Annotated in this window: 28 protein-coding genes and 4 tRNA genes; 19 read left to right on the top strand and 13 right to left on the bottom strand. The window is 61.1% G+C overall.

What is annotated here, in order from left to right; genetic code table 11:
* Nucleotides 1-74: 74 nt before the first annotated feature.
* Nucleotides 75-1,019 (top strand): 4-hydroxy-3-methylbut-2-enyl diphosphate reductase, encoded by a 945-nt coding sequence (gene ispH / locus NE357_RS24680; RefSeq protein ID WP_169431979.1) that lies wholly within the window; start codon nucleotides 75-77, stop codon nucleotides 1,017-1,019.
* Here ispH and NE357_RS24675 read toward each other — a convergent pair.
* Nucleotides 991-1,545: a GspH/FimT family pseudopilin gene (locus tag NE357_RS24675; RefSeq protein WP_169431978.1), complete on the bottom strand. Its 555-nt coding sequence runs from the start codon at nucleotides 1,543-1,545 to the stop codon at nucleotides 991-993. The genes ispH and NE357_RS24675 overlap by 29 nt on opposite strands.
* A 130-nt stretch (nucleotides 1,546-1,675) precedes the next feature.
* Here NE357_RS24675 and NE357_RS24670 point away from each other — a divergent pair, with 130 nt between their 5' ends.
* From NE357_RS24670 to thiO, 7 genes are read left to right on the top strand one after another with little or no spacing between them, the layout of a single operon-like run.
* On the top strand, nucleotides 1,676-2,149 hold the full coding sequence (locus NE357_RS24670; RefSeq protein WP_169431977.1) for a GspH/FimT family pseudopilin: 474 nt from the start codon (nucleotides 1,676-1,678) through the stop codon (nucleotides 2,147-2,149).
* Complete coding sequence (pilV, locus tag NE357_RS24665; protein ID WP_169431976.1) at nucleotides 2,146-2,595, top strand: type IV pilus modification protein PilV; 450 nt, start codon at nucleotides 2,146-2,148, stop codon at nucleotides 2,593-2,595. The genes NE357_RS24670 and pilV overlap by 4 nt, the downstream gene beginning before the upstream one ends.
* Nucleotides 2,592-3,305, top strand: a complete 714-nt coding sequence (locus NE357_RS24660; protein ID WP_169431975.1) for a PilW family protein — start codon at nucleotides 2,592-2,594, stop codon at nucleotides 3,303-3,305. Before pilV ends, NE357_RS24660 begins: the two co-directional genes overlap by 4 nt.
* A 10-nt stretch (nucleotides 3,306-3,315) precedes the next feature.
* Nucleotides 3,316-3,795, top strand: coding sequence for a pilus assembly PilX family protein (locus NE357_RS24655; RefSeq protein WP_169431974.1), 480 nt, complete (start codon nucleotides 3,316-3,318; stop codon nucleotides 3,793-3,795).
* Nucleotides 3,782-6,874, top strand: coding sequence for a pilus assembly protein (locus NE357_RS24650; RefSeq protein ID WP_169431973.1), 3,093 nt, complete (start codon nucleotides 3,782-3,784; stop codon nucleotides 6,872-6,874). Before NE357_RS24655 ends, NE357_RS24650 begins: the two co-directional genes overlap by 14 nt.
* A 14-nt stretch (nucleotides 6,875-6,888) precedes the next feature.
* Nucleotides 6,889-7,290 (top strand): type IV pilin protein, encoded by a 402-nt coding sequence (locus tag NE357_RS24645; RefSeq protein ID WP_169431972.1) that lies wholly within the window; start codon nucleotides 6,889-6,891, stop codon nucleotides 7,288-7,290.
* A gap of 57 nt (nucleotides 7,291-7,347) precedes the next feature.
* Complete coding sequence (gene thiO, locus NE357_RS24640; RefSeq protein ID WP_169431971.1) at nucleotides 7,348-8,448, top strand: glycine oxidase ThiO; 1,101 nt, start codon at nucleotides 7,348-7,350, stop codon at nucleotides 8,446-8,448.
* Here thiO and NE357_RS24635 read toward each other — a convergent pair.
* From NE357_RS24635 to NE357_RS24620, 4 genes are all read right to left on the bottom strand, one after another.
* Complete coding sequence (locus NE357_RS24635) at nucleotides 8,445-9,791, bottom strand: sigma-54-dependent transcriptional regulator (RefSeq protein WP_169431970.1); 1,347 nt, start codon at nucleotides 9,789-9,791, stop codon at nucleotides 8,445-8,447. The genes thiO and NE357_RS24635 overlap by 4 nt on opposite strands.
* Entirely contained in the window at nucleotides 9,788-11,377 is a 1,590-nt protein-coding gene (locus NE357_RS24630; RefSeq protein ID WP_169431969.1) for a sensor histidine kinase, read from the bottom strand. Before NE357_RS24630 ends, NE357_RS24635 begins: the two co-directional genes overlap by 4 nt.
* Complete coding sequence (locus tag NE357_RS24625) at nucleotides 11,367-11,600, bottom strand: PP0621 family protein (protein ID WP_169431968.1); 234 nt, start codon at nucleotides 11,598-11,600, stop codon at nucleotides 11,367-11,369. Before NE357_RS24625 ends, NE357_RS24630 begins: the two co-directional genes overlap by 11 nt.
* A gap of 126 nt (nucleotides 11,601-11,726) precedes the next feature.
* On the bottom strand, nucleotides 11,727-12,749 hold the full coding sequence (locus NE357_RS24620) for an outer membrane protein assembly factor BamD (protein ID WP_169431967.1): 1,023 nt from the start codon (nucleotides 12,747-12,749) through the stop codon (nucleotides 11,727-11,729).
* 152 nt (nucleotides 12,750-12,901) lie between these two features.
* Here NE357_RS24620 and rluD point away from each other — a divergent pair, with 152 nt between their 5' ends.
* The 8 genes from rluD to NE357_RS24580 all read left to right on the top strand — a co-directional run bounded on the left by rluD (nucleotide 12,902) and on the right by NE357_RS24580 (nucleotide 19,936).
* A complete protein-coding gene (gene rluD / locus NE357_RS24615) occupies nucleotides 12,902-13,864 on the top strand; it encodes a 23S rRNA pseudouridine(1911/1915/1917) synthase RluD (protein ID WP_011335991.1) in 963 nt (320 codons plus the stop codon).
* A complete protein-coding gene (gene pgeF, locus NE357_RS24610) occupies nucleotides 13,861-14,610 on the top strand; it encodes a peptidoglycan editing factor PgeF (RefSeq protein WP_169431966.1) in 750 nt (249 codons plus the stop codon). The genes rluD and pgeF overlap by 4 nt, the downstream gene beginning before the upstream one ends.
* Nucleotides 14,611-14,872: 262 nt before the next feature.
* Nucleotides 14,873-17,437, top strand: a complete 2,565-nt coding sequence (clpB, locus tag NE357_RS24605; protein WP_169431965.1) for an ATP-dependent chaperone ClpB — start codon at nucleotides 14,873-14,875, stop codon at nucleotides 17,435-17,437.
* Nucleotides 17,438-17,735: 298 nt separating this feature from the next.
* Nucleotides 17,736-17,811, top strand: a tRNA-Asn gene (locus NE357_RS24600).
* A 9-nt stretch (nucleotides 17,812-17,820) separates the two neighbouring features.
* Nucleotides 17,821-17,897, top strand: a tRNA-Pro gene (locus tag NE357_RS24595).
* 5 nt (nucleotides 17,898-17,902) lie between these two features.
* Nucleotides 17,903-17,978: transfer RNA gene (locus NE357_RS24590), tRNA-Lys, on the top strand.
* Nucleotides 17,979-18,075: 97 nt separating this feature from the next.
* Nucleotides 18,076-18,152, top strand: a tRNA-Pro gene (locus NE357_RS24585).
* Nucleotides 18,153-18,310: 158 nt separating this feature from the next.
* Nucleotides 18,311-19,936: a methyl-accepting chemotaxis protein gene (locus NE357_RS24580; RefSeq protein WP_169431964.1), complete on the top strand. Its 1,626-nt coding sequence runs from the start codon at nucleotides 18,311-18,313 to the stop codon at nucleotides 19,934-19,936.
* A gap of 73 nt (nucleotides 19,937-20,009) precedes the next feature.
* Here the strand turns inward: NE357_RS24580 and NE357_RS24575 are convergent, their stop codons facing one another.
* The 5 genes from NE357_RS24575 to NE357_RS24555 all read right to left on the bottom strand — a co-directional run bounded on the left by NE357_RS24575 (nucleotide 20,010) and on the right by NE357_RS24555 (nucleotide 23,371).
* Nucleotides 20,010-20,417, bottom strand: coding sequence for an HvfA family oxazolone/thioamide-modified RiPP metallophore (locus tag NE357_RS24575; protein WP_007959573.1), 408 nt, complete (start codon nucleotides 20,415-20,417; stop codon nucleotides 20,010-20,012).
* A 211-nt stretch (nucleotides 20,418-20,628) separates the two neighbouring features.
* The gene (locus tag NE357_RS24570; protein ID WP_169431963.1) at nucleotides 20,629-21,927 is read right to left on the bottom strand and encodes an NAD(P)/FAD-dependent oxidoreductase; all 1,299 of its coding nucleotides are present in this window, start codon (nucleotides 21,925-21,927) and stop codon (nucleotides 20,629-20,631) included.
* A gap of 63 nt (nucleotides 21,928-21,990) precedes the next feature.
* The gene (locus tag NE357_RS24565) at nucleotides 21,991-22,164 is read right to left on the bottom strand and encodes a DUF3094 family protein (protein WP_003228304.1); all 174 of its coding nucleotides are present in this window, start codon (nucleotides 22,162-22,164) and stop codon (nucleotides 21,991-21,993) included.
* A gap of 56 nt (nucleotides 22,165-22,220) precedes the next feature.
* On the bottom strand, nucleotides 22,221-22,748 hold the full coding sequence (locus NE357_RS24560) for an MOSC domain-containing protein (protein ID WP_169431962.1): 528 nt from the start codon (nucleotides 22,746-22,748) through the stop codon (nucleotides 22,221-22,223).
* A complete protein-coding gene (locus NE357_RS24555) occupies nucleotides 22,745-23,371 on the bottom strand; it encodes a DUF1780 domain-containing protein (protein WP_003228301.1) in 627 nt (208 codons plus the stop codon). Before NE357_RS24555 ends, NE357_RS24560 begins: the two co-directional genes overlap by 4 nt.
* Nucleotides 23,372-23,501: 130 nt before the next feature.
* On the opposite strand from NE357_RS24555, the gene NE357_RS24550 reads away from it, so the two are divergent.
* The 3 genes from NE357_RS24550 (at nucleotide 23,502) to NE357_RS24540 (ending at nucleotide 24,936) form a co-directional block, all read left to right on the top strand.
* Nucleotides 23,502-23,969, top strand: a complete 468-nt coding sequence (locus NE357_RS24550) for an FAD/FMN-containing dehydrogenase (RefSeq protein WP_169431961.1) — start codon at nucleotides 23,502-23,504, stop codon at nucleotides 23,967-23,969.
* A complete protein-coding gene (locus NE357_RS24545) occupies nucleotides 23,966-24,655 on the top strand; it encodes an energy-coupling factor ABC transporter permease (protein WP_169431960.1) in 690 nt (229 codons plus the stop codon). Before NE357_RS24550 ends, NE357_RS24545 begins: the two co-directional genes overlap by 4 nt.
* A 65-nt stretch (nucleotides 24,656-24,720) precedes the next feature.
* Nucleotides 24,721-24,936 (top strand): hypothetical protein, encoded by a 216-nt coding sequence (locus tag NE357_RS24540; RefSeq protein WP_007959584.1) that lies wholly within the window; start codon nucleotides 24,721-24,723, stop codon nucleotides 24,934-24,936.
* Between the two features lie 6 nt (nucleotides 24,937-24,942).
* Here the strand turns inward: NE357_RS24540 and yacG are convergent, their stop codons facing one another.
* The 3 genes from yacG to NE357_RS24525 are packed head-to-tail and all read right to left on the bottom strand — an operon-like array spanning nucleotide 24,943 to nucleotide 26,632.
* Nucleotides 24,943-25,143: a DNA gyrase inhibitor YacG gene (gene yacG / locus NE357_RS24535; protein ID WP_039771664.1), complete on the bottom strand. Its 201-nt coding sequence runs from the start codon at nucleotides 25,141-25,143 to the stop codon at nucleotides 24,943-24,945.
* Nucleotides 25,140-25,763 (bottom strand): dephospho-CoA kinase, encoded by a 624-nt coding sequence (gene coaE / locus NE357_RS24530; RefSeq protein ID WP_169431959.1) that lies wholly within the window; start codon nucleotides 25,761-25,763, stop codon nucleotides 25,140-25,142. The genes yacG and coaE overlap by 4 nt, the downstream gene beginning before the upstream one ends.
* On the bottom strand, nucleotides 25,760-26,632 hold the full coding sequence (locus tag NE357_RS24525; protein ID WP_169431958.1) for a prepilin peptidase: 873 nt from the start codon (nucleotides 26,630-26,632) through the stop codon (nucleotides 25,760-25,762). The genes coaE and NE357_RS24525 overlap by 4 nt, the downstream gene beginning before the upstream one ends.

Genomic DNA, 26,632 nt, shown 5'->3' with positions numbered 1-26,632 from the left:
GCTTTCGCGAGCAAGCCTGCTTCCGCTGGGATTGCAATGATCTATTTTCTTGCGCGCAAGACACGAGGCATAGCATGCAAATCAAACTCGCCAACCCCCGTGGCTTCTGCGCCGGCGTGGACCGGGCGATCGAAATCGTCAACCGCGCCCTGGAAGTGTTCGGGCCGCCGATCTACGTGCGTCATGAAGTGGTGCACAACAAGTTTGTCGTCGAGGACCTGCGCAGTCGTGGCGCGATCTTCGTCGAGGAGCTGGATCAGGTACCGGACGATGTCATCGTGATCTTCAGTGCCCATGGCGTCTCGCAAGCCGTGCGTACCGAAGCCGCCGGCCGTGGCCTGAAAGTGTTCGATGCCACCTGTCCGCTGGTGACCAAGGTGCACATCGAAGTCGCCAAATACAGCCGCGACGGTCGTGAATGCATCCTGATCGGCCACGCCGGTCACCCGGAAGTCGAAGGCACCATGGGCCAGTACGACGCCAGCAACGGCGGCGCGATCTACCTCGTCGAAGACGAGAAGGATGTTGCCGAGCTGCAGGTACGCGACCCGGAAAAACTGGCCTTCGTCACCCAGACCACGCTGTCGATGGACGACACCAGCCGGGTCATCGACGCCTTGCGCACGCGTTTCCCAGCCATCGGTGGGCCGCGCAAGGACGACATCTGCTACGCCACGCAGAACCGTCAGGACGCGGTCAAGCAACTGGCCGACGAATGCGACGTGGTGTTGGTGGTCGGCAGCCCGAACAGCTCCAATTCCAACCGTCTGCGTGAGCTGGCCGAACGCATGGCCACCCCGGCCTACCTGATCGATGGCGCCGAAGACCTGCAGAAGAGCTGGTTCGATGGTGTCGAGCGTATCGGCATCACCGCCGGCGCCTCTGCACCGGAAGTATTGGTGCGCGGCGTGATCCAGCAGTTGCAGGCCTGGGGTGCCACCGGTGCCGACGAGTTGGCCGGGCGTGAAGAGAACATCACGTTCTCGATGCCTAAAGAGCTGCGCGTACGCTCGATCTGACCGCTTTATCCTTTCGACACAGCGCCTGTTCAGCCTTTTCGCTGGCCAGGCGCACGCGACCGGTCGCCGCCAGCACCAGTTGAAGCTGGCTGACCGGCTCGCGGGTCGAACAGATGTGTAGTTTTCCTGCCTGAAATGCCCGCCCGGGCATCAGCGGTTGCCCCAGACTGCTGAACCGTATGTACCGACTGACGAACCAGTTGCCGACAATGGGTATTCGCCCGTCACTGGCGTGCTCGACCAGCAGCGGATTGCTGCTGTCTTCCGCACCCTTGCCACTGACATCCAGAATGATCCGCCAGCCCCGGCTCCAGTCCCCGTCGATGCCATGAATCACCACGCTCTGATTGCGCGTGATCGCCTGAGTGCGGGCATTGCGGATCCCGCTGATCAACGACTCTGCCGCCTGCTGTCGATGGTTTGACTCCTTCAGTGTGGCGAGCGCCGGACTGACCAGCGACAGAACAATTGCGCCGATCGCCAGTCCCATGAGCAGTTCGACCAGACTGAATCCCTGTTGCGGCATGAGCAGTTCCTCCTTGATGCAGGGTGTTCGACGCGATCCGTGCGCCGGGCAGGGCAAATCAACCGACGTAATCCGGTCGAATGTTCTAGGTTTACTGGGCAGGTATAGCCGACGGCAACGGAGGGCATCGATGGATCATCGTACAAAAGGTTTCACGCTGATCGAGGTGTTGGTGGCGGTCGCATTGGTTGTGATCCTGATCACGATGGCCGTCCCGGCGTTTACCCGATCGATCCAGGGCAGCAAGGCCGACACCGAAGTCGGCGACCTGCAACGGGCCCTCAATTACGCAAGGCTCGAGGCGATCAACCGGGGCATCACCACTCGCTTGCGGCCGAGCGCCGGCGGCAGCGTCTGGACCGGCGAGCTGTCGGTCTACGACAGTACTGGCACTCCGGCCAATGTATTGCGGGTTGTTCCAGCGATGAGCAGCGGCGCGACTCTGACGCTAACCTCAGGAGTGACCGCGCTGGATTTCAACAATCTGGGAGGGCTGGCAGCACCGTCCACGGCGGTGGTGTTCAGTTATACGCTGGGAACGCAAAGCAGGACGCTGAACGTGTGTCTGAACGGACGAATTCAATCGGGTGGAAGCTGCGGATGAGGGCAGGGAGCAAGCACGCACAGGAGGGCATGACGCTGATCGAAGTGCTGGTCGCGTTGTTGATTCTGACGGTCGGGTTACTGGGGGCGGCGGCGGTTCAGCTCAATGCGCTGAAATACACCGACAGCTCGCGGATGACCAGTCAGGCCAGTTTCATCGCCTACGACATGATGGACCGGATCCGCGCCAACTCGGGCGCCGACTACACCGTCACACCACCGACCACGGGCAACCTGAGTGTCGCCCGGGATCAGGATCTCTACGATTTCACCACCAATATCGTCAATTTCGGCGGACCGACCGCCACCGGCAGCATCACCCTCAATCAACGCGTGTACACCATCACCATCACCTGGAGTGACGCACGCGCCGCCAATACGAGCAGTGCAACCCGCAGCTTTGTCCTGACCAGCCGCGCTGCGGTCGACCCGGTGGCCACGCCATGAAGCGCCATAATCTGGGCTTCGGCCTGATCGAAATGCTGGTCGCGCTGGCGCTGGGGCTGATCGTGGTGCTCGGCGTGGTGCAGATCTTCCTGGCGGCGAAAAACACCTACGTCAGCCAGAACAGCGCCGCCGCCATGCAGGAAGACGCGCGGTTCGTGCTGAGCAAGATGATCCAGGAACTGCGCATGGTGGGCATGTTCGGCTGTCTGGGCACGATTACCGATTCCAGCTCGGCGGGGGATTTCACGGCGGCTCAGATCATGCCGATCAGCTGGGACAACGCCAATCTCAAGCTGACCCTGGTCACCGCCGATGTGGGCAGCGCGGGTGGGACGCCGACCTGGACCGTGGTCTCCGATTGCCGCAACAGCGCCATTGCTTATACCGGCGCACGGACAGCAGCGACGGGGCAGATCGCGTTCCCGATCCGTCGTCTGATCTACAGCTTCAGCAACAACCAGATTCTGATGGGCACCGGCAGCGGGAATCCGGCCCAGCAGGTGCTGGTGAACAACGTCAGTGCGTTTTCCGTGATGTTCGGTCTGGCGAGTTCTGCGACCGATGTCGCGGCGTCCACCTACAGCGCCAATCCCGGTGATCCGGCGCGGATCCGCAGCGTGCGCCTGAGCCTGACCCTCACTGACCCGAACAATCGGGTCAGCAATCAAACCTTCAACGTGGTTGCCGCCTTGCGCAACCGCTTGCAGTGAGGGGCGAGCGATGAACGTTTCTCTCCATCGGCGACGGTATCAGGGCGGTATGGTGTTGCTGGTCAGTCTGGTGTTTCTGCTGCTCCTCACGGTGATCGGCCTGTCATCAATGCAAAGCGCCAACCTTCAGGAAAAAATGGCCGGCAGTGTGAGTCTGCGCAATCAATCGTTCCAGACGGCCGAGGCGGCGCTGCGCATTGGTGAAAGTGCCGTGCAACTGGACAGTTATTCGCTGGCGGTGTGTGCCAACCCCACGCAATGCGCGCCGCCGGCGGAGTCATCGGTGGTCAGTTCAGCGGGGCTCAATTCCACGTCGGGTGTCACCTGGATTGCCGCCGGCAGCGGCTTCTACGGGGTGCAGAACATCGGCACGACCCTGACGGCGGTGAACGTGCCGAGCAACACCTCGGCGACGTTGTATCGGGTCACGGCAGTCGGCATCGTCGGCAGCTCACGCAGTGTGGTGGAGAGCGTTTATGCGAAGTATTGAGCGACGCTCAAGGTGGCGAGCCTGCCTGACGGGGCTTTTGACGGGCTTGTATGTGGCGACGCCGGCATATGCGTTCACGCCGTCCGAATCGCCGCTGTTGAGCGCGGCCGCAGTACCGCCCAACGTCATGCTGTTGATCGACGACTCAGGGAGTATGAACAGCATCATTTATGCGGCGGGGTTCGATCCGGCCGAGGATCGCACGCCGGCACGGCAGTGCAACGCGGTCATCGGCCTGTGCCTGAGCTCGACCGCCATCACCGGCGATACGATCTTTCTTTCGAGCCTGCCGACTTCCGGCTGCTCCGGCGGTGCCTATGCGTTCTACAACAACAGCCTGACACCGCTCTGTCTGAAGCTGCCGGATCCGGTGGGCAGCGGCAACACTCGCTATTCGGCGGATTACATTTCCTACGTGGTCGGGCTGGCGATCAACAACGGCACACGCGATTTCACTACCGGAGCCATTCCCAACGATTACCGGATCAACGTGGCGCGCAACGTCTCTACCGCACTGGTCACCAGCAACCGCAACCTGCGCATGGGCCTCGCCACCTTCAACCCGGCCACCGGCAACAACCCCGGCAACGGTGGTTTCATTGCACGCTCCATCAGCGACTTGTCACCAGTCAGCGGCAGCGTGACCCAGGCCCAGGCCGACAACAACTACAACGCACTGATTTCCTCGATCAACGGCCTGAGCGCGGTGGCCAACACGCCACTGGCCGAGACCTATTACGAAATCACCCGCTACATGCGCGGGATGACGCCGTACTACAACAACACCCCCAGCACCTACACCAGCCCGATCCAGTACCGCTGCCAGAAAAACTACGGGGTGGTCATCACCGACGGCCTGCCGACCTACGACCGCACCTTTGCGAACAACGACCCGCTGGGCGGCAGCCGCTTGCCGAACTGGGACGGCATCAACAATGACGGGAACAACCTGAACGGGGACGGGGAGGGCGATACGTTGTATCTGGACGATATCGCCAAGTTTGCCTTCGACATCGACATGCGTTTCAGCGGTACCGACGCGGCAGGCAAGAGCTGGAATGCGGTGGATTTTCCCAAGCAGTATATGAATACCTACACCGTAGGTTTTACCGCCTCCAACGACATGCTCTCGGACGCCGCCGATTACGGACAGGGTCGCTACTACCAGGCGACCGACAGCGCCGGCCTGAATGTCGCGCTGTCTTCGGCGTTGAGCGATATCACCTCCAAGGCTGGTTCCGGCGGTGCGGGTGTGACCAGCGGCACCACGCTGACCGCTGGCAGCAGTTTTTTTCAAACCACCTACGATCCCAAAGATTGGCGCGGCACGATCAAGTCCTTTGGCTTCACCTCGGCCGGGGCGGTCAATACGTCGGCCGTGCTGTGGACCACCGACACCGCCATCGTGCCCGGCGCCACTGCGCCGACCTACCAGTCGTGGAACACTCTGAACAATGCGGCGGTGACGCTGGCCTACGGTAATTTCTCTCCAACCCAGCAGACCGTTCTCAGTCAGGGTTTGCCCACCGGCATCAGCGGCATAGACCTGGTCGAATGGAGCAAGGGCACCAACAAGGCCGGGCTCAAAGTGCGCAGCGTGTTGCTCGGGGACATCATCAACTCGCCGCTGGTGCTGGCTTCACCCACGGATAAAACCGCCTCCGATCTGGCTGGCGATACCACCTACAGCACCTACCTGACCACCAAGGCTTCGAACATGAATGCCAGCCTCGTGGTGAACGCCAACGACGGATTTGTCAGCGTCATCAACTCGGCTAACGGTACCCGGCGCTATGCCTACATGCCATCCAGCGTATTGGCCTCGCTGCGCCTGATTGCCGATCCGAACTACGTCAACGGCGTCAGCCACAAGTTTCTGGTGGACGGTCAACTTGGTGTATTCGATGCGCAATTCGGCACGGCGTGGAAAACCCTGGCCATTGGCGGGACGGGGGCCGGGGGCAAAACCTTCTACGGGCTCCAACTGTTCGATGCCTCGGCAGGCAACGTTATCCGTGCCTTGTGGGAAGTCAGCGCGCCGGCTACTGCCAGCACCTCCAACGCTTTTAATGATCTGGGTTACGCCTATGCCCGTCCGGAAGTGGCACGCTTGGCCGATGGTCGCTGGGCAGCGTTCATTGCCAACGGTTACGGCAGCAACTCCGGGGTGGCGGCGCTGTATGTGCTGGATGTGCGTGACGGCTCGCTGATCAGGAAAATCGTCATCGACAGTACGGAAACCACCAACGGTTTGTCCTCGGTGAAGCTACGGGTCAATTCGCAGAACGTGGTGCAGGCCGCGTATGGCGGTGACTTGAAGGGGCGGATGTGGAAGTTCGACCTGAGCGCCGCTTCGTCCGACAGCTGGGGCGTGGCGTTTTCCGGCAAGCCGCTGTTCACGACAGCCGGCGGGGCGACTCAGCCGATCACCGCGCAACCGTTGCTGGCGGACAATGCTCTGGGTGGCAAACAGATTTTCGTCGGCACCGGCAAATTCAACGAGACCGCCGACAAGACCAACAAGGACTTGCAGGCGTTTTATTCGGTGTGGGATGCCGATGGGGGTTCGGGTCAACTGACTGTCAGCAGTCTGCAGGCGCAAGCGATTACCGGATCCTTCTCCGGCAGCTCCGGGCAGTTCCTGACCACAACCCAGAATGACACGACCTATCCAGCGGAGAAGGGCTGGTACCTGCCGCTGGTATACAACAACGTGCTGACCGGCGAGCGGGTGATCAATCAGGCCAGCATCGTACTCGGGCGCATCGTGTTTACCACGGCCAGTGTCGACACCACCGATCCTTGTGCGAGTTTTGGCACCGGTAAACTGGTCGAACTCGATGCGTTCAGCGGTAAGATGCTCAACTACGCGGTGCTCGATACCAACGCCGATGGTGTCGTCGACAGCAGCGACACGATTTCCAGCGGAGTGATATTCACCGGCGGCATCCCGACCTTGAACGCCATCGTCAACGCCGGGAAGGGCAAGATCGAGACCGACTCCAGTGGCAACATCACCACCCTGGTGGAAAAGGGCGGCGGCGGCAGTCGTCGTATCATGTGGCGACAAATTCAGTAAGCGAGAGTTGAGGCATGCGCAGATCCATCCGAGGATTCACCCTGATCGAAATCATGATCGTGATTGCGATTATCGGGATCATCATCACCATTGCCGCACCGAGCTATACCGAATATCTGAAGAAGGGCCGTCGCGCCGAGGTGGTATCGCTGCTGACGGAGCAGGCGCAGACTCTCGAGCGCTTCTACACCAGAAACAATGTTTACACGGGCGTCACCGGTCTCAGCACGGGTAATGATTTCTACACCATTACCCCGACCATCGCTGACCAGACTTTTGTGCTGACCGCGACCCGCAAGACCGGCACGGCCATGGCCACTGACAAGTGCGGGGATTTCACCCTCACCAACACCGGTGTCAGAAGCATGAACAACGCGACCACCGGGCTGACCACCAAGGATTGCTGGGGCCGCTGAGCCGCTATATTTCGGGCGCCATTTGCGCCCACTGTCTTTTTTACGGTTGGATCAAACATGACCAGGCAACAGCAAGTGGTGATTGTCGGTGGCGGGGTGATTGGCCTGCTCACGGCGTACAATCTCGCCTCCGAGGTCGGCAGCGTGGTGCTGCTGGATCGTTCGAACGTCGGCCAGGAATCGTCCTGGGCCGGCGGCGGTATCGTGTCTCCGCTGTACCCGTGGCGCTACAGCGCGGCCGTTACCGCGCTGGCGCACTGGTCGCAGGATTTTTATCCACAGTTGGGCGAGCGTCTTTTTGCCGATACCGGGGTTGATCCCGAGGTTCACACCACCGGCCTGTATTGGCTGGACCTGGATGACGAAGCCGAAGCGCTGGCGTGGGCCGCGCGGGAGAACCGTCCGCTGCGGGCTGTGGATATCTCGGCGGCGCATGATGCGGTGCCGGTGCTCGGTGGTGGGTTTTCCCGGGCGATCTACATGGCTGATGTGGCCAATGTACGCAATCCGCGGCTGGTGAAGTCTTTGAAAGCGGCGTTGCAGGCGCGGCCGAACGTGACGATTCACGAGCAGTGTGAAGTCAGCGGGTTTGTCCTTGAAGGCGAGCGTGTGGTGGGCGTGCAGACTTCCACCGGTGTGATCGCTGGCGATCAGGTCGTGCTGACGGCGGGCGCGTGGAGCGGCGAATTGCTCAAGACCTTGGACCTGTCGCTGCCGGTGGAACCGGTCAAGGGCCAGATGATTCTCTACAAGTGCGCGGCGGATTTCCTGCCGAGCATGGTGCTGGCCAAGGGGCGCTACGCGATTCCGCGTCGCGACGGGCACATCCTGATCGGCAGCACGTTGGAACACGAAGGTTTCGACAAGACCCCGACCGACAATGCACTGGAAAGCCTCAAGGCCTCGGCGGTCGAATTGCTGCCAGCGCTGGCGGATGCCGAAGTGGTGGGACACTGGGCCGGATTGCGTCCCGGCTCGCCGGAGGGCGTTCCCTACATCGGCCGGGTGCCGGGTTTTGATGGCTTGTGGCTCAACTGCGGGCATTACCGCAACGGACTGGTGCTGGCGCCGGCGTCCTGTCAGTTGTTTGCCGATGTGATGCTGGGGCGCGCGCCGATCATTGATCCGGCGCCGTATGCCCCGACCGGACGTATTTAATCCAGGCCGAGCTTCTTGAGCCGGTAGCGCATCGAACGGAAGGACAGATTCAACCGCTGGGCCGCTGCGGTACGGTTCCAGCGGGTTTCTTCCAGGGCCTGCAGTATCAGCTTGCGCTCGACGTTCTCCAGATAGTCTTCGAGGTTGTCGATCTGCGTGAGATCGGCAATGCCGCCCTCGGCTGTGCAATTGCCTTCGCTCAGGCGCAGGTCGTCGGCCTCGATCGTGCGGTTTTCACACAGGGTGTGCGCCCTCTCAAGCACGTTCTCCAGCTCCCGCACATTTCCCGGGAAGCGGTAGTTCTTCAATGCCTCCAGCGCTTGTGGATGCAGGCGCGCCGCCGGCTGGCCGGTACCGTTCGCCAGACGCTTGAGCATATGGCTGGCCAAGGCTTCGATATCGTCACGACGTTCGCGCAGAGAGGGCACCCGCAGTTCGATCACGTTCAGTCGGTAATACAGGTCCTGACGAAAGCGTTCGGCGGCGACTTCCGCGTCGAGATCCTTGTGCGTCGCACAGAGGATGCGCACATCGACCACGGTTTCCTGCTGGCCGCCGACGCTGCGCACGGCCTTTTCCTGAATCGCCCGCAGCAACTTGACCTGCATCGACAGCGGCAAGTCTGCCACTTCATCAAGAAACAGCGTCCCGCCATGGGCAGCCTGGAACAGGCCCGGCTTATCCTCCACCGCACCCGTGAAACTGCCTTTGCGGTGACCGAAGAATTCGCTTTCCATCAACTCTGAAGGAATCGCCCCACAGTTCACCGGTACAAACGGCTGGCTGGCGCGTGGGCCTTGCTCGTGAATCAGCCGGGCAACCAGTTCCTTGCCGCTGCCGGACTCGCCGCTGATGTAGACCGGCGCCTGACTGCGGGCCAGTTTATCGATCTGCTTGCGCAGATTGCGCATGGGCAGCGAGTCACCGAGCAGCCGGCGATCAATCGCGGTGCAGACATTGCCCGACGCCGACATGCGCAACGCAGTGGCGACCAGTTCCCGCAGACGACTGAGGTCTACCGGTTTGGTCAGGAAGTCGAAAGCCCCGGCTTTCAGGGCGTTGATCGCCGTTTCCAGACTGCCATAGGCGGTGATCATCGCCACCGGCAATTGTGGATAGCGTTGCTGGATGTGCTGCACCAGCTCCAGTCCGGTGCCATCCGGCAGGCGCATGTCGGTCAGGCACAGATCGAAAGTATCGCGGCTCAGCAGCGCTTGGGCTTCGCCGAGGTTGCGTGCGCTGAAGGTGTCGAGTTTCATCCGTCCCAGGGTGATTTCCAGGAGTTCGCGGATATCCGGTTCGTCGTCGACGATGAGGATTTTTTGCCGTGGGCTCGTGTTCAACTTTGTTTCCGTCCGTGAGCAAAGGTGATGCGAAAGCAGCCGCCGCCTTGGCGTGGTATGAAGTCTAGGCGGGCCTGGTTGCTTTCGCACAGCTCACGGGACAGATAAAGTCCAAGGCCGGTGCCCTGGCTGCTGGTGGTAAAGAAGGGCTCGAACAGATGCGACTGTTGATCCAGTGCCACGCCGGGGCCGTTGTCCTGCACTTCGAGCACAGCCAGCTGGCTTTCGCGGTCGATGAACAGCGTCAGCCACACTTCGGCCGGATCGTGCAGCAGGGCGCTGTGACGCCAGCCGTTGCGCAACAGATTGTCGAGAATTTGCGTCAACTGACCGGGGTCCATGAGGGTGCGAAAGTCCCCGGAGTCGATACGCAAATGTATCCGCTGGCGCTCGCCGGCCTGTTCCCGGGCTTCGGCGACGAACTGCGCCAGCCACGGTTCCAGATCCAGCCGTTGCGGCGCGCTCTGCTGGCGTCGGGACAGTTGCAGGACGTTTTCAATGACTCGGTTCATGCGCTGGGAGTGATCCTGGATGATCTGCGTCAGACGCCGATCCGCGCCGTCGAGTTCCTCGGACTCCTGCAGCAGCTGCGCCGCATGGCTGATGGCGCCCAGCGGGTTGCGGATTTCGTGGGCGATACCGGCGGTCAGACGCCCGAGTGCGGCGAGCTTCAGTTGCTGGGCTTGCTGGGAAATCTGCGCCAGGTCCTCGAGAAATACCAGGGTCTGGCGGTTCGGGCTCTGTTCCAGGGCAATGAAGCTCGGTTGCAGTTCCAGGCCGTTGGCCGCGATTTTCAGGCTCTGCGGGCGCAGGGTCGGGTTGTTCAGCCACAGATTCAGGCGCTCGACCAGCGCGGTCGAATAGTCATCGATCAACTGGCCTTCGAGGGGTGACTGTGCCAGCAGCGTCCGGGCGCTGTGGTTGGCCAGTTGTACCCGGCGCCGCTCGTCGAGTACCAGAATGCCGGTGCGCATGCGCTGCAGGATCAAGGCATTGAGCGCTTCAAGGCTGACCACTTCGCTGGCCCGTTGCTCGGCCAGGGTTTCGCTGATTTCGAGACGACGGATCAACCCCTGTACCAACAGTGCTCCGGCAAAACACAGAGCGCCAAGGGTGCCTGCCTGCAGGTAGTCATTGGCGCTCAAGGGATGGCTGAAGCTCAGCAGAAAACTGAGGCCGACGATGCCGAGCGCCCCGATCGCTGCGATCAGCACACCGATCCGTCGTCGCAGCAGGGTGTTGCTGATGGCCACCGAGACGATCAGCAGATTGCCCACCGGGCTGGCCACGCCGCCGGCGGCGTAGAACAGCCCGCACAGCAGCAGGATGTCGACCAGGGCCAGGCCGAACAACCGGGCCGGCCGCCGGATGTTCTCCAGGAACACCACCAGCAGGATGTTCAGCACCAGGTACAACCAGCTGCCGTTGCGCAGCAACTCGTCATCGGCTGACGTCAGCAGGCGGTTGTCCATGTTGCTGGAGATCAGCAGCACCAGGGTGATGCCGACGCTCAGGCGGTAGAGGTGATAAAGGCGCAGCAGTCGCTGGGCCTGTCTGCGTGTGGCGTTGGTGGCCTCAGCGATCACTGGAGCCTGGGCCTTGCTCGAGGTGAGCCTGGCTGCAATACCACTGTTGTTGAAGGCTCAGCGCACGATCCCGCGGCAGGTGCACGCCGCAATGGGCGCAACGCACCATCGGCGCAGCATCCTTTTCGCGGGGGGATTGCGTGGGGGCGGCAGGCGCCTTGAGTTTGCGCCACAGCCAGACGGCGGCGGCGATCAGGGCGATCCAGAAGAGTAGACGAAGCATGATGGGCGGCTTTTTGGCTGATGATCCGGCAGTTTAGCCAAGGACTCGACAGGCGCACAGCGCAATAAAACGCGGCAATAAAAAAGGGAGATCCGAAGATCTCCCTTTCTCGTACTTGCGTTGTGATCAGTCGAACACACCGAAAGTCATGTAGCTGAACCACGAGCGGTCGTCGTTGTTGCCGGCCGCCCCGTGCTCTTCCTCTTCGATCACTGCGCCGTTTTCGTCTTTGGGCTTGAGCTCGTTCGGGATCGCGTCTTTCGCGTCCTGGAACTGCTTCTGCACGTCCTGGTTGGCGCGGGTCTCTCCCGGCGGCAGCGGCGGACGGGACTCGATCAGGCCCAGAGTGGCCTTGCTCAGCCACGAACGGTTGTCGGCTTCGGCGACCGACGGTACGAACTGACCGTCTTTCAGGCTCGGGTGGTTCGGGTAGTTGAGCTTCAGGGTTTCCAGGCTGGTGGCCGCCAGTTCGTCCAGGTGCAGACGCTGATAGGCTTCGGTCATCACCGCCAGGCCGTCACCGACCGATGGGGTTTCCTGGAAGTTTTCCACGACATACCGGCCACGGTTGGCGGCAGCGACGTAGGCCTGACGGGTCAGGTAGTAGTCGGCCACGTGGATTTCGTAGGCTGCCAGCAGGTTGCGCAGGTAGATCATGCGCTGCTTGGCGTCCGGTGCGTAGCGGCTGTTCGGGTAGCGGCTGGTCAGCTGGGCGAATTCGTTGTACGAATCGCGGGCAGCACCCGGGTCACGCTTGGTCATGTCCAGCGGCAGGAAGCGCGCCAGCAGGCCGACGTCCTGGTCGAACGAGGTCAGGCCCTTGAGGTAGTAGGCGTAATCGACGTTCGGGTGCTGTGGATGCAGACGAATGAAGCGCTCGGCGGCGGATTTTGCGGCTTCCGGCTCCGAGTTCTTGTAGTTGGCGTAGATCAGTTCGAGCTGTGCCTGGTCCGCGTAGCGACCGAACGGATAGCGCGACTCCAGAGCCTTCAGCTTGGCGGTGGCACTGGTGTAACTGTTGTTATCCAGGTCCTGTTGAGCCTGCTGGTACAGCTCGGTTTCGCTCAGGTTTTCGTCTACGACTTCCTTCGATGAGCAAGCAGCGGTCAATGCGAGGATGGCGATCAGCAGCAGGTGTTTCACTTGCATGGCGGCTTGCGTCCCTATGACGGCCGCTGTCTTGGGCGGGGCCGTCCTGTTATGATGAGCGCCCCGTTGAAAAGCCCCGGGGCAAAAGACGCCGTATTTAACCACAAGCGCGCAGCCGAAACCAAAGGCTGTAGCCGACGCCCAGTCCGAGCATGTCCGATAAAATTGAACTTCGCGCAGAGGTGCCGTCCGAATTGGGCGGCCAACGCCTCGATCAAGTCGCCGCCCAACTCTTCGCCGAGCACTCGCGCTCGCGCCTTTCCGCCTGGATCAAAGAAGGTCGCCTGACTGTGGACGGGGCGGTCATCCGCCCGCGCGACATCGTTCATGGCGGTGCCATCCTTGAGCTCACTGCCGAGCAGGAGGCCCAGGGTGAATGGGTCGCTCAGGACATCGAACTGGACATCGTCTATGAAGACGACGACATTCTGGTGATCAACAAGCCTGCCGGCCTGGTGGTGCATCCGGCCGCCGGTCACGCCGATGGCACCTTGCTCAACGCCTTGCTGCACCACGTGCCGGACATCATCAATGTCCCGCGTGCCGGCATCGTGCATCGTCTGGACAAGGACACCACCGGTCTGATGGTGGTGGCCAAGACCATCCAGGCGCAGACCAAACTGGTCGCGCAGCTGCAAAGCCGCAGTGTCAGCCGGATCTACGAGTGCATCGTGATCGGCGTGGTGACGGCCGGCGGCAAGATCAACGCGCCGATCGGTCGGCATGGCCAGCAGCGCCAGCGCATGGCGGTGATGGAAGGCGGCAAGCCGGCGGTCAGCCACTACCGCGTGCTGGAACGCTTCCGTTCCCACACTCACGTGCGGGTGAAGCTGGAAACCGGTCGTACCCACCAGATTCGCGTGCACATGGCGCACATCAACTTCCCGTTGGTCGGCGATCCGGCGTACGGCGGTCGTTTCCGCATTCCGCCAGCGGCGAGCCAGACCATGGTCGAGTCCCTCAAGCACTTCCCGCGTCAGGCGCTGCACGCGCGGTTTCTGGAGCTGGATCACCCGACCACCGGTGAGCGCATGAGCTGGGAATCGCCGTTGCCGGAAGATCTGGTCTGGCTGCTGACCCTGCTCAAGCAGGATCGCGAGGCATTCGTCGGATGAACTGGCTGACGCCGGACTGGCCCGCGCCGGCCAGCGTCAAGGCCTGTGTCACCACCCGCGAGGGCGGCGTCAGCGAGGCGCCGTTCGACAGTCTCAACCTGGGCGATCATGTCGATGACCGTCCCGAGGCCGTCGCCGAAAACCGTCGACGTCTGACCGAACACTTCTCTATAAAGCCTGCCTGGTTGCAGCAAGTGCACGGGATTGCCGTGGCGCATGCTGATCCGTCCGTGGTGGCCACGGCGGATGCCAGCTGGACGGCAACACCCGGTATCGCGTGTGCAGCGATGACCGCCGATTGTCTGCCGGCACTGTTCTGCGACCGTGCCGGCACTCGCGTGGCGGCGGCTCATGCGGGTTGGCGTGGCCTGGCGGCCGGCGTGCTGGAAGCCACCCTCGACAGTCTGGATGTGCCCGCCGAAGACGTTCTGGTCTGGCTCGGCCCGGCCATCGGTCCGCAGGCCTTCGAAGTCGGCCCGGAAGTCCGGGACGTCTTCATCAATCAATTGCCCGAAGCCGAGACAGCTTTTGTCCCGAGCCACAATGCGGGCAAGTTCATGGCTGACATCTATAAGCTGGCGCGACTGCGTCTGGCGGTTCGGGGTGTCACCGCTGTTTATGGTGGCGGTTTCTGTACCGTGACCGATCCCCGCTTCTTTTCTTATCGCCGTGCGTCGCGCACCGGTCGCTTTGCCTCCTTAGTCTGGCTTGAGGCGCCCAGCCTCACAAATACAGTTTCTTTTTGACGGCGTCTGTTTACGTCATGCTGCGTTGCCGCTCCTCGCCATAGCGGGCTATGACTCGTCGCGGCGCCTTGCCTGACGAAAACAGCCACTCGTCAAAAGAGAAACGTATTTGCGAGGCTGGGCGCCCGCTAAACTCTCTGATCTGCATCAACTCCCTGACGCTTGAATCTTCCAGAATTGACCGCATCTATAGCGGTATCTGGCAGGTTTCTTTATTCAGGATGGTTTTTCAGGTCCGGCCTGCTCAAAAGGAAGGTGACCCATGCGTATAGACCGTTTAACCAGCAAGTTGCAGTTGGCGTTGTCCGATGCCCAATCGTTGGCCGTCGGCCACGATCATCCGGCCATCGAGCCGGCGCATTTGATGCAAGCCATGCTTGAACAGCAGGGTGGTTCGATCAAACCCCTGTTGATGCAGGTGGGCTTCGACGTCAACAGCTTGCGTAAAGAGCTGACCAAAGAGCTCGATCAATTACCGAAAATCCAGAACCCGACCGGCGACGTGAACATGTCGCAGGATCTGGCGCGTCTGCTCAACCAGGCCGACCGTCTGGCCCAGCAGAAAGGCGACCAGTTCATTTCCAGCGAGCTGGTGCTGCTCGCCGCGATGGACGAGAACAGCAAGCTCGGCAAGTTGCTGCTCGGCCAGGGCGTGAGCAAAAAAGCGCTGGAAAATGCAATCAACAACCTGCGCGGTGGCGAGGCGGTCAATGACGCCAACCACGAAGAGTCGCGTCAGGCGCTGGATAAATACACCGTCGACCTGACCAAGCGCGCCGAAGAAGGCAAGCTTGACCCGGTGATCGGCCGTGACGACGAGATCCGTCGCACCATTCAGGTTCTGCAACGCCGGACCAAGAACAACCCCGTGCTGATCGGCGAGCCTGGCGTGGGTAAAACCGCGATTGCCGAAGGTCTGGCCCAGCGCATCATAAATGGTGAAGTGCCGGACGGCCTGCGCGGCAAGCGTCTGCTGTCTCTCGATATGGGCGCGCTGATCGCCGGTGCCAAGTATCGCGGCGAGTTTGAAGAGCGCCTGAAAGCGTTGCTCAACGAGCTGTCGAAGCAGGAAGGGCAGATCATTCTGTTCATCGACGAGCTGCACACCATGGTCGGCGCCGGCAAAGGCGAAGGCTCGATGGACGCCGGCAACATGCTCAAGCCGGCCCTGGCCCGTGGCGAACTGCATTGCGTCGGCGCGACCACGCTCAATGAGTACCGCCAATATATAGAGAAGGACGCAGCCCTCGAGCGGCGCTTCCAGAAAGTGCTGGTGGACGAGCCGAGCGAAGAAGACACCATCGCGATCCTGCGTGGCCTCAAGGAGCGTTACGAGGTTCACCACAAGGTGGCGATCACCGACGGCGCGATCATCGCGGCGGCCAAGCTCAGCCATCGTTACATCACCGATCGGCAGTTGCCGGACAAGGCGATTGACCTGATCGACGAGGCGGCCAGCCGCATCCGCATGGAGATCGACTCCAAACCGGAAGTGCTGGATCGGCTGGAGCGGCGCCTGATTCAGTTGAAGGTGGAATCCCAGGCACTGAAGAAAGAAAGCGACGACGCGGCGAAGAAACGTCTGGAGAAGCTCCAGGAAGAAATCGTCCGACACGAGCGTGAGTATTCGGATCTGGAAGAAATCTGGAACTCGGAAAAAGCCGAAGTGCAGGGTTCTGCACAGATTCAGCAGAAGATCGAACAGTCCCGTCAGGAACTGGAAGCCGCGCGCCGCAAAGGCGATCTGAACCGCATGGCCGAGTTGCAGTACGGGGTGATCCCGGATCTGGAACGCAGCCTGCAAATGGTCGACCAGCACGGCAAGAGCGAGAACCAGCTGCTGCGCAGCAAGGTGACCGAAGAGGAAATCGCCGAAGTCGTCTCGAAGTGGACCGGCATCCCCGTGTCGAAAATGCTCGAAGGCGAGCGCGACAAACTGATGAAGATGGAAAGCCTGTTGCACCAGCGTGTGATCGGCCAGGACGAAGCGGTGGTCGCAGTGGCCAACGCGGTGCGGCGGTCCCGTGCCGGGTTGTCAGACCCGAATCGTCCGAGCGGCTCGTTCATGTTCCTCGGCCCGACCGGTGTCGGTAAAACCGAGCTGTGCAAGGCGCTGGCCGAATTCCTCTTCGATACGGAAGAGGCGATGGTGCGGATCGACATGTCCGAGTTCATGGAGAAACATTCCGTGGCACGGTTGATCGGGGCGCCACCGGGCTACGTCGGCTACGAAGAGGGTGGTTATCTGACCGAAGCGGTACGGCGCAAGCCTTACTCGGTGATCCTGCTGGACGAAGTCGAGAAGGCGCACCCGGATGTATTCAACATCCTGCTGCAAGTGCTGGAGGATGGGCGCTTGACCGACAGCCACGGCCGCACGGTGGACTTCCGCAATACCGTGATCGTCATGACCTCCAACCTCGGTTCGATGCAGATCCAGGAACTGGTCGGTGATCGTGAAGCGCAACGGGCAGCGGTGATGGATGCGATTTCCACCCACTTCCGTCCGGAGTTCATCAACCGGGTCGACGAAGTGGTGATCTTCGAGCCATTGGCGCGGGATCAGATCGCGGGCATTACCGAGATCCAGCTGGGCCGTCTGCGCAGCCGTCTGGCCGAGCGCGAGCTGAAGCTGGAACTGAGCCCGGAAGCGATGGACAAGCTGATTGCCGTCGGTTACGACCCGGTCTATGGCGCACGGCCGCTGAAGCGGGCGATCCAGCGCTGGATCGAGAACCCGCTGGCGCAGTTGATCCTGTCGGGGCGTTTCATGCCGGGCGAGACCGCGACCGGTGTCGTGGAGAACGACGAGATCACGTTCAACTGACACCTGCCGGTGGTGAAGTAAGGAAGGCCTCGCAATGCGAGGCCTTTTTTTTCGCCAGGCTGTTGAACTCAAAGGAAAAGGCTTGTAAAGTGCGCCCCGCAGTCAGTCACCAACACGGTTTCAGCTCACTGAGCAGAAATCTGAAATAAGTTGCAAATCATTAACTTGAAAGCAATTTAGGGGGTTGACAGAGGTGTTCTAGGTTGTAGAATAGCGCGCCTCAGACACACGAACGCAGCGATGCGAAAACGGTGTCGAGAAGCTGCAAGTTTCACCGTAGTAAATTGAAATGTGTAGTTCCGTGATAGCTCAGTCGGTAGAGCAAATGACTGTTAATCATTGGGTCCCAGGTTCGAGTCCTGGTCACGGAGCCAATTTCAAACCGGGGTATAGCGCAGTCCGGTAGCGCGCCTGCTTTGGGAGCAGGATGTCAGGAGTTCGAATCCCCTTACCCCGACCATTTTTGGGTCGTTAGCTCAGTTGGTAGAGCAGTTGGCTTTTAACCAATTGGTCGTAGGTTCGAATCCCACACGACCCACCATTTTTGAAACCAGGTAACACTGGGATCGAATCTTAAGATCAGAGGCCAAAAGCGCTGATCGAAGAAGGCGATCTTTGAAAGGTCGCCTTTTTTTTACCGGGGTATAGCGCAGTCCGGTAGCGCGCCTGCTTTGGGAGCAGGATGTCAGGAGTTCGAATCCCCTTACCCCGACCATATTAAAAATCCTCGTATCGAAAGATACGGGGATTTTTTTTGCCCTTCGGAAATGTTTCATTCAAGTCGTCATACAACTTGCCGATAGCCCGCTAACGCAAGGAGGCTGCCATTGATCGCCCCTTGAATCCGGCCAATACAAGAAAAGGGCGTTCGTCATGTTGCTTCGTCAGTTGAATATTGCTCCCCGTGCCGCCCTGGGCTTTGCCCTGATCGCGGTGCTGGTGGCGTTGCTCGGGGTGTTTGCGCTGGGGCAGATGTCGAGCATCCGCGACAGCGAAGTGGCGGTGGAGACGCAGTGGCTGCCGAGCATTCGCGGCGGTGACGAGATTCGCGAGATCATGTTGCGCATTCGCACCATCTCCCTGCGCATGGCTCTGGATCAGGATCCGGCCAACATCGCCACGTACCGCAGCCAGATGGATACCCGCGACAAGGAGCTGAGCGAGAAAATCGCCGCTTACGACCGGCTGGTGACCACCCCGGAAGGTCAGCAGTTGTACGATCAGTTCAAGAAGACCTTTGCTGCCTACCGCTCCGGGATCGCCCAGTCGTTCACCCTTGCCGAGCAAGGCAAGCGTGACGAGCTGACCAAACTGCTGCTGGTCGACATGAAAACCGTGGTCGACGGCTCCGGCAAACAACTCAACGATCTGGCAGATCTGTTTACCCGCCAGGTCGCCGCCGAAAGTCAGAACTCTGCCGCCCACTACGAAACTTCGCGCACCATCGTGACCTTGTTCATCGCTTTGGCGGCGCTGGCCACCGTGGCCCTGGCCATGTTGCTGACCCGCAGCATCGTTCGCCCCCTGAGCGCCGCCGTCGACGCTGCTGAACACGTCGCCAGAGGCGATCTGACCCGCCCGATCGAAACCCACGGCAACGATGAAGTCAGCCGGTTGCTCAAGGCATTGGCGACCATGCAGCAGAACCTGCGCGAAACCCTGCAGGGCATCAGCGGATCGGCCACGCAACTGGCGACCGCTTCCGATGAACTGAGCGCGGTCACCCACGACAGCACGCAAGGGCTGCAACAACAGAACAACGAAATCGAACAAGCCGCCACCGCGGTCAACGAGATGACCACGGCGGTCGAGGAAGTCGCTCGCAATGCGGTGTCGACGTCCGACGCCACCCGCCAGTCCAGCGAGTCGGCGCAATTGGGTCAGGAACGGGTCAGCGAAACCGCCGGCGCCATCAACGCCTTGGCCAGCGAAGTCGAACACACCGGCGAGCTGGTGCAATCGCTGGCCAATCAGTCACAAGACATCGGCAAAGTGCTGGACGTGATCCGAGCGATCGCCGAGCAGACCAACCTGCTCGCGCTCAACGCCGCCATCGAAGCAGCACGGGCCGGGGAGAGCGGGCGCGGGTTTGCCGTGGTCGCCGATGAAGTCCGGGCGCTGGCTTATCGCACTCAGCAGTCGACCCAGGAAATCGAGCAGATGGTGCAGGGCATGCGCAACGGTTCGAGCCTGGCGCTGGAGTCGATGCAGGCCAGTGCCTCGCGGGCGGCCACCACGCTGGTGCTGGCCGAGCGGGCCGGTGAGGCGTTGCAGACGATCACGGCCTCGGTACACGAAATCCACGAGCGCAATCTGGTGATCGCCAGTGCCGCCGAAGAGCAGGCGCAAGTGGCACGGGAAGTGGATCGCAATCTGGTGAACATACGCGATCTGTCGGTGCGTTCGGCGGCGGGTGCCGATCAAACCAATGCGTCGAGCCATGAACTGTCGCAACTGGCCAATGCCCTGCAGGGCATGGTGCGGCGCTTCCAGCTGTAATCATGCAGGCGTGAAAAAGCCGCGCTTCTCGTCAGAGAAAGCGCGGCTTTGTGTTATCGGGCAGGCTGAAAAGTCAGGCACCGTCCTGGTCTTTCAGGTGTTCGAACAGACCTTTCGGCATTTTCTTGCCATTGGCTTCGAAGTTGGCTTTGACGTTGTTGTACGCCTCTTGCTCGTCGATGAAACCGTCGTGGTTGGTGTCGATCTTGTCGAAGTCGGACTTCGGCGCGACCTTCAGAAATTCGGCGCGCGAGACCTTGCCGTCACCATCGGTGTCGGTCTTGGCCATCGACGCATCGCCGCATTTGCCTTCACCGCATTTGCCTTCCGGGGTTTTCACCGAGGTCTCGGCCGAAGCGACCATATAACCCTGAGCCAGCGGTTGTGCGGCGAACACCGAGCCGGACAGCATCAGGCCGCCGGCCAGTACGGCACCGACCAGGCCAAGGGAGTTTTTGCCGATTTTCGAAGTACGGGACATTGCATTCTCCTTCGGTTGCACAGCGCAACCACACGTTAAGGGCGATCAAGCCGGAGCAGGTGTGCTCGGGTGTGGCCATTAAGCGGTGGCGGTGTATCGCGTCTGTGTCGAGGAGCGGGGCGTTTGTAAGCGAAGGTGGGGAAAGCTGCGGGCAGATACAGTAGAAAACAAAACACCGTGAGGGCGAGCCCGCCCCCACGGTGTTTTTACATCAGTGCAGCTTGAGGCGCGGCTCGGTACCGCGTCCGATTTTGCTGCCCAGCATCAGCATCGCCGTGCGGAACGGCCCGTACAGCGCCATCTGGTGCATGCGGTACAGCGACACGTAAAACATCCGCGCCAGCCAGCCTTCGAGCATCACGCTGCCGGTCAGGTTGCCCATCAGGTTACCCACCGCCGAGAAGCGCGACAGCGAAATCAGTGAGCCGTAGTCGGTGTACTTGTACTCCGGCAGGGTCTTGCCCTCGATCCGCAGTTTCAGCGACTTGGCCAGCAACGAGGCCTGTTGGTGCGCAGCCTGGGCCCGTGGTGGAACGTTGCGATCGGAGCCCGGTTGCGGGCACGCGGCGCAGTCACCGAAGGCGAAGATGTTTTCGTCACGGGTGGTCTGCAACGTCGGCAGCACTTGCAGCTGGTTGATGCGGTTGGTTTCCAGGCCATCGATGTCCTTGAGGAAACCTGGTGCGCGGATCCCGGCGGCCCAGACTTTCAGGCTGGCCTTGATCTCGTTGCCATCGGCTGTGATCAGGCTGTCGGCGGTGACCTGGCTGACCGACGCGTTGGTCAACACATTGACCCCGAGCTTTTCCAGCGTCTTGTGCACCGGCCCACTGATTCGCTCCGGCAGCGCTGGCAGCACCCGTGGCCCGGCTTCGATCAGGGTGATGTGCATGTTTTCCGGCTTGATCCGGTCCAGACCATAAGCCGCCAGTTCATGGGCCGCGTTGTGCAACTCTGCTGCCAGCTCGACGCCCGTGGCGCCGGCGCCGACGATGGCCACGCTGATCTGCTGGACCCCATCGGATTGTCCGGCGTGAGCTCGCAGGTAGTGGTTGAGCAGTTGCTGGTGGAAACGTTCGGCCTGTTTGCGAGTATCGAGGAACAGGCAATGCTGCGCTGCACCCTGAGTGCCGAAATCGTTGGTGGTGCTGCCGACCGCGATTACCAGCGAGTCATACGGCACTTCCCGCGCCGGGACCAGTTCCACGCCGTTTTCGTCGTAGGTGGCGGCCAACTGGATCTTTTTCTGCTCACGGTCGAGCCCGCTCATACGCCCCAGCTGGAACTCGAAGTGGTTCCATTTGGCCTGGGCGACATAGTTGAGTTCGTCTTCGGAGGAGTTCAGCGATCCGGCGGCCACTTCGTGCAACAGCGGTTTCCAGATGTGCGTCAGGTTCGCGTCGACCAGCAGGATGCTGGCAGTGCCGCGTTTGCCCAGAGTCTTACCCAGACGGGTAGCCAACTCCAGACCGCCGGCGCCGCCGCCGACAATGACAATACGATGGGACATAGGGATAGCTCGCAAGGTTTTTAAAGGAAATCGGTGCGGTTACCCAAGCGAGCGCGATGCTGCTCATAGCGTCAGGTAACTGATAAGTCGGCTCAACAGGCCCAGACCAATGGTCACTGCCAGCACCAGCACCAGGAGCATCCACGGCCGGAATGGCCGGCGCTCGACACGGTGCTGGGACAACTGCAGGTACTCTTCGACATGCTTCTGGTCTTCGGGGTTCAGGCGGCTGGTCATATGAGGCCTCGTCAGGGGTAGACGTTGCTGAATGTGAACAAGCTACAGCGGTTTTTTTATCCGGGATTGAACGCAGCATAGCCACTGTCCGGGACCGGTTCGACAGACACACTGTCCCCGAGGCGAATGATCCCGCTTTGTAACACTCGCGCGGTGATTCCGCCATGCCCGCGCACCGCCTGGAACGTTCCGGGGCCGAGGTTGTTTTGCAGGCGCGCACACGGCTGGCACCAGCCCGTGGTTTCGAAAATCGCCTGACCAATGCGAAATCGCCGCCCCTTGAGGCTGAACAGGTTGATCCCGCTGATGACGAGATTGCGCCGCAGATCTTCAGGCGTGACCGGTTGTTCGGCCGACCGGCCCATCAGGGCGTTGATGACAGCCAGATGTTCCCACTGAATCAGCGTCACCTGCCGCGCATTGCGCACACCGGGCCGAGCGTGATCGCCGGTGAGCCCGGCCTCGAGCCGCGCCTCAACCGCATCGAGCGCGAGCATCGGACCCCGGGATTCGGGGCGCACGCCAATCCAGCGCACACGCCCGGACTGCGGGACATCGGCAATCAATTGTTGAAGAGGCGTCACAGGCTGATCCCGACATCGAACACGATGCTGCGACCCAGATTGCTGCGCAGAAAGTCTGGCGCATCGGGGTGGGCGAACAACACCCGGGCGAAGGTCGGCCCGACCAGCGACAGCGAGCGCCAGCCCTGACGCAGATATTCGGTGGGCGGTGGAAAGTGGCTGTTGAGGTCCAGCACTTCGCGTTTCAGGCTGGCGAAGGCAATGATGTCCAGCTCGCCCAGGTCCATGCCCCGTTCCTTGTAGTTGTGCGCCTTCTTGCGCAAGGTCGGCGCCAGTCTGAGCAAAAATTCATTGGCCGGAATTCGTCGCGGCTTGGCTTCGCGGCGTACCAGTTGGCTCAGGGAAAAGGCACTGCGCCGGCGTTGCAGCTCATCGCGCCATTCGTCGTTGAGCCGGCGACCTTCGTCGAGGACGAAAAACACCTCGAAGTTGGCGTCTCGAAACAACACGTCCGGGGGCTCGCCTGCCGGGGCGAATTCGTCGGCGCGATAGGGAATATTCAAGCCTTGCAGCAGGCGCTGGCAGACCCAACGCTCACGCTCCCATTTGCGGGCATTGGACAGGAACGCGTTGGCCTGCTCGGCGGCGATGGTCAGCAGGCGTAAATAATCCGAGTCATCCATAGGCCCAAGCTTAGCGTTCAATTGCGACAAGCAGAAAGCGTTCGCGCGGCAAAGTGCATCAGTGGGCAGTCGGGAGGGTCGGTGTAGACTGATGGCACCGTGTATCAACGTCGAATGAAAGGGGCTGAATGTGAAATTTCGCTGGCTGTTGTTGTTCGCTGTGGTTCCGCTATGGGCCCATGCGCTGGAGGTCGGTGAGCGGTTGGCGTCTTGGACGCTGCTGGATCAGTACGATCAGCCGTTTACTCTCGATAACCGCACCACGACGCTGTTGGTGGCGCGTGATATGGACGGTGCGAAACTGCTCAAGCAAGCCATGGCCGATCAGCCCAAGGGCTATCTGGAGGCGCGGCATGCGGTGTTTGTCGCCGATATCCAGCGCATGCCGGCGTTGATTGCGAAGATGTTCGCCATTCCGGCCATGCGTGACTATGGCTATCGAGTGTTGCTTGATCGCGAAGGCCGTGTGGCCTCGCGCTATCCCGGGGCCGATGGCACGGTGCTCTGGCTGCAACTCAAGGACGGGCGTTTGCTGGCCCGGCATGAGTACACCCAGGCTGCGGAACTGCGCGAGGCGCTGGAGCAGGCGCAACCATGATCGGCGCCGAGCTGCTGTCGTCTGCGAGCCTGCTGCTGGGCTGGCTGATTTACCTGCCGGTGCTGCTCTGGGCGATTGTCCGCGCACCGTGGGTCGAGCTGTTCAGCGACAACCGCCGTCAGCATTTGCTGTTCGGCACGGTGTTCGCGTTGTTTCTGCTGTGGCTGGTGCGCAGGGATTTCGATAGCGGCGTGTCCTACCACTTCATCGGCATGACAGCGGTGACACTGCTGCTGGATTGGCCGCTGGCAATCGTCGGCGGACTGGTGGCGCAACTGGGGCTGGTGTTGTTGGGACGTCAGGATCTGGTGGCTGTCGGGGTCAACGGCGCCTTGCTGATCCTGTTGCCGGTGTTGATCACCGAATGCGTGGCGATCCTGGTCGAGCGCGCCCAACCGCGCAATCCGTTCGTGTACATCTTCTGTTCCGGCTTTTTCGCCGCAGCGCTGTCGGCGTTGTTGTGTCTGACGCTGAGCCTGACCTTGCTCTGGTACGACGGCCTCTTCGCCATGCCGGAATGGCTGGAAGATTTCATCGGTTACCTGTGGCTGCTGATTTTTCCCGAAGCTTTCATCAACGGCATGGTGATCAGCGCGTTGGTGGTGTTCAGCCCGGAATGGCTGGAGACCTTCAACCGCACCCGCTACCTTTCGGCGCCGTGGAAGGACGACGATCCCAAGTCTTGATCCACATCAAATCCACTTGATGCGCAGCATTTCATGCTCGGCAAAATCCCTTCAGGAGCAGCGGCATGAGCGTTTACGAGTGGGCGAGGCAGGAAACCCGGCAGAGTCTGGAGATGGCGCAGGAGGTGGGGTTCGATCCGGGCCTGAGCCTGCGGGCCCTGCTCAGTGCGGTGGTGCAACAGAGCAAGGCCGTACGCAATGCCGAAGACCTGGCCGACGAGTTGCGCTTTCTGGCGGAAAACCTCGACGACGATCAGGACTACGGCTTCATGCGGCCCTGAGCGGGATCAGTGACGCGGGTCGAAATCGCCGGAAAACAGTTCGTCCTCGGCATCCGGGGCCACCGGAATCTTGTGTTCTTCCGACGCCCAGGCGCCGAGGTCGATCAGTTTGCAGCGGTCCGAGCAGAACGGCCGGAATTTGTTCTCGGGGGTGAATTCCACGGGCGCGCCACAAGTCGGGCAGTTGACGGTTGGGGTCTGGCTCATGACTGGCCTCCGGATAAAGTCAGGTAAAAGTGATGCAGGCGCTCGACCTCGCTGTGCAGCCAGGCGAGGTCGCGGTCGTTGACCACCACATCGTCGGCACGGCTCACGCGGTCTTCGCGGCTGGACTGGGCCTTGAGGATCGCCTGGACCTGCTCTTCGCTGGTCTGGTCACGCTGCAAGGTGCGTTCGATCTGCAGTTGTTGCGGCGCGTCGATCACCAGGATCCGTTGGGTCATCGCGTACTGTCCGGACTCGATCAGCAGCGGCGAGACCAGAATCGCGTAAGGCGATTTTGCCAGCGCCAGGTGATGGGCGATTTCCTCGGCGATCAGCGGATGCAACAGCGCTTCTAGCCAGCGGCGTTGCTCCGGCACTTCGAAGATCAGCTTGCGCAATGCGGCGCGATCCAGTGTGCCGTCGGCCTGCAGGACATCCGGGCCGAAGTGCTCGGCAATTTTCGCCAGCGCCGGGCGACCCGGTTCAACCACCCAGCGTGCTGCATGATCGGCGTCCACGACATGGATACCGAGGTCGATGAAGTGCTGGGCCGCCGCGCTTTTGCCACTGCCGATGCCGCCGGTCAGGCCGAGAATCCAGGGTTTTTCCACAGGGGTATTCATTTCAAACCGACAAACTGCCAATAGAAGTCGGTTATTTGACCACCCCAGAGCAAGGCAATCCAGCCGGCAATTGCCAGATAGGGGCCGAAGGGGATCGGCGTCGAGGTATTCCGGTCGCGCAACTTGAGCAAAATCACCCCCAGCACCGCTCCCACCAACGAGGACAACAGGACGGTCAGCGGCAGAATCTGCCAGCCGCCCCAGGCCCCAAGCAGTGCCAGCAGCTTGAAGTCGCCGTGACCGATGCCATCCTTGCCGGTGAACAGCTTGAACAGCCAGAACACCGACCACAGCGCCATGTAGCCAGCTACTGCCCCCCACAGCGCGTCGTGCAGCGAGACGAACAGGCCGAAGCTGTTGACGATCAACCCCAGCCACAGCAACGGCAGCACCAGCACGTCGGGCAACAGCTGATGTTCGATATCGATCAGGCTCATCGTCAGCAGGCCCCAGGTCAACACGATCAGCAGGCATGCCGGCCAGCTAAAGCCCAGATGCCAGGCGATGAACGCCGAGAGCAGACCGCAGGCCAGTTCGGTCAGTGGATAACGCTTGCTGATCGGCGCCGCGCATGACGAGCAGCGCCCGCGCAAAAACACGTAGCTGAGCAGCGGGATGTTTTCCCACGCACGAATGCGGTGGGCGCAATGCGGGCACTGCGAGTGCGGCAACATCAGGTTGTAAACCGGCAGCGGTGTTTCGACAGGCAGCCCAAGCACATCGTGAGCCTGCTGGCGCCATTCGCGCTCGAGCATTTTTGGCAGACGCCAGATCACCACATTGAGGAAGCTGCCGACCACCAGTCCGAGTATCAGAGCGGTGAAGACAAAGGCCAGCGGATAGAGAGCGAAGAGTTCGTCGATGGGCAT

The organism is Pseudomonas sp. G7(2022), assembly GCF_052660475.1.
This window is presented reverse-complemented; position numbering and strand designations above follow the sequence as displayed.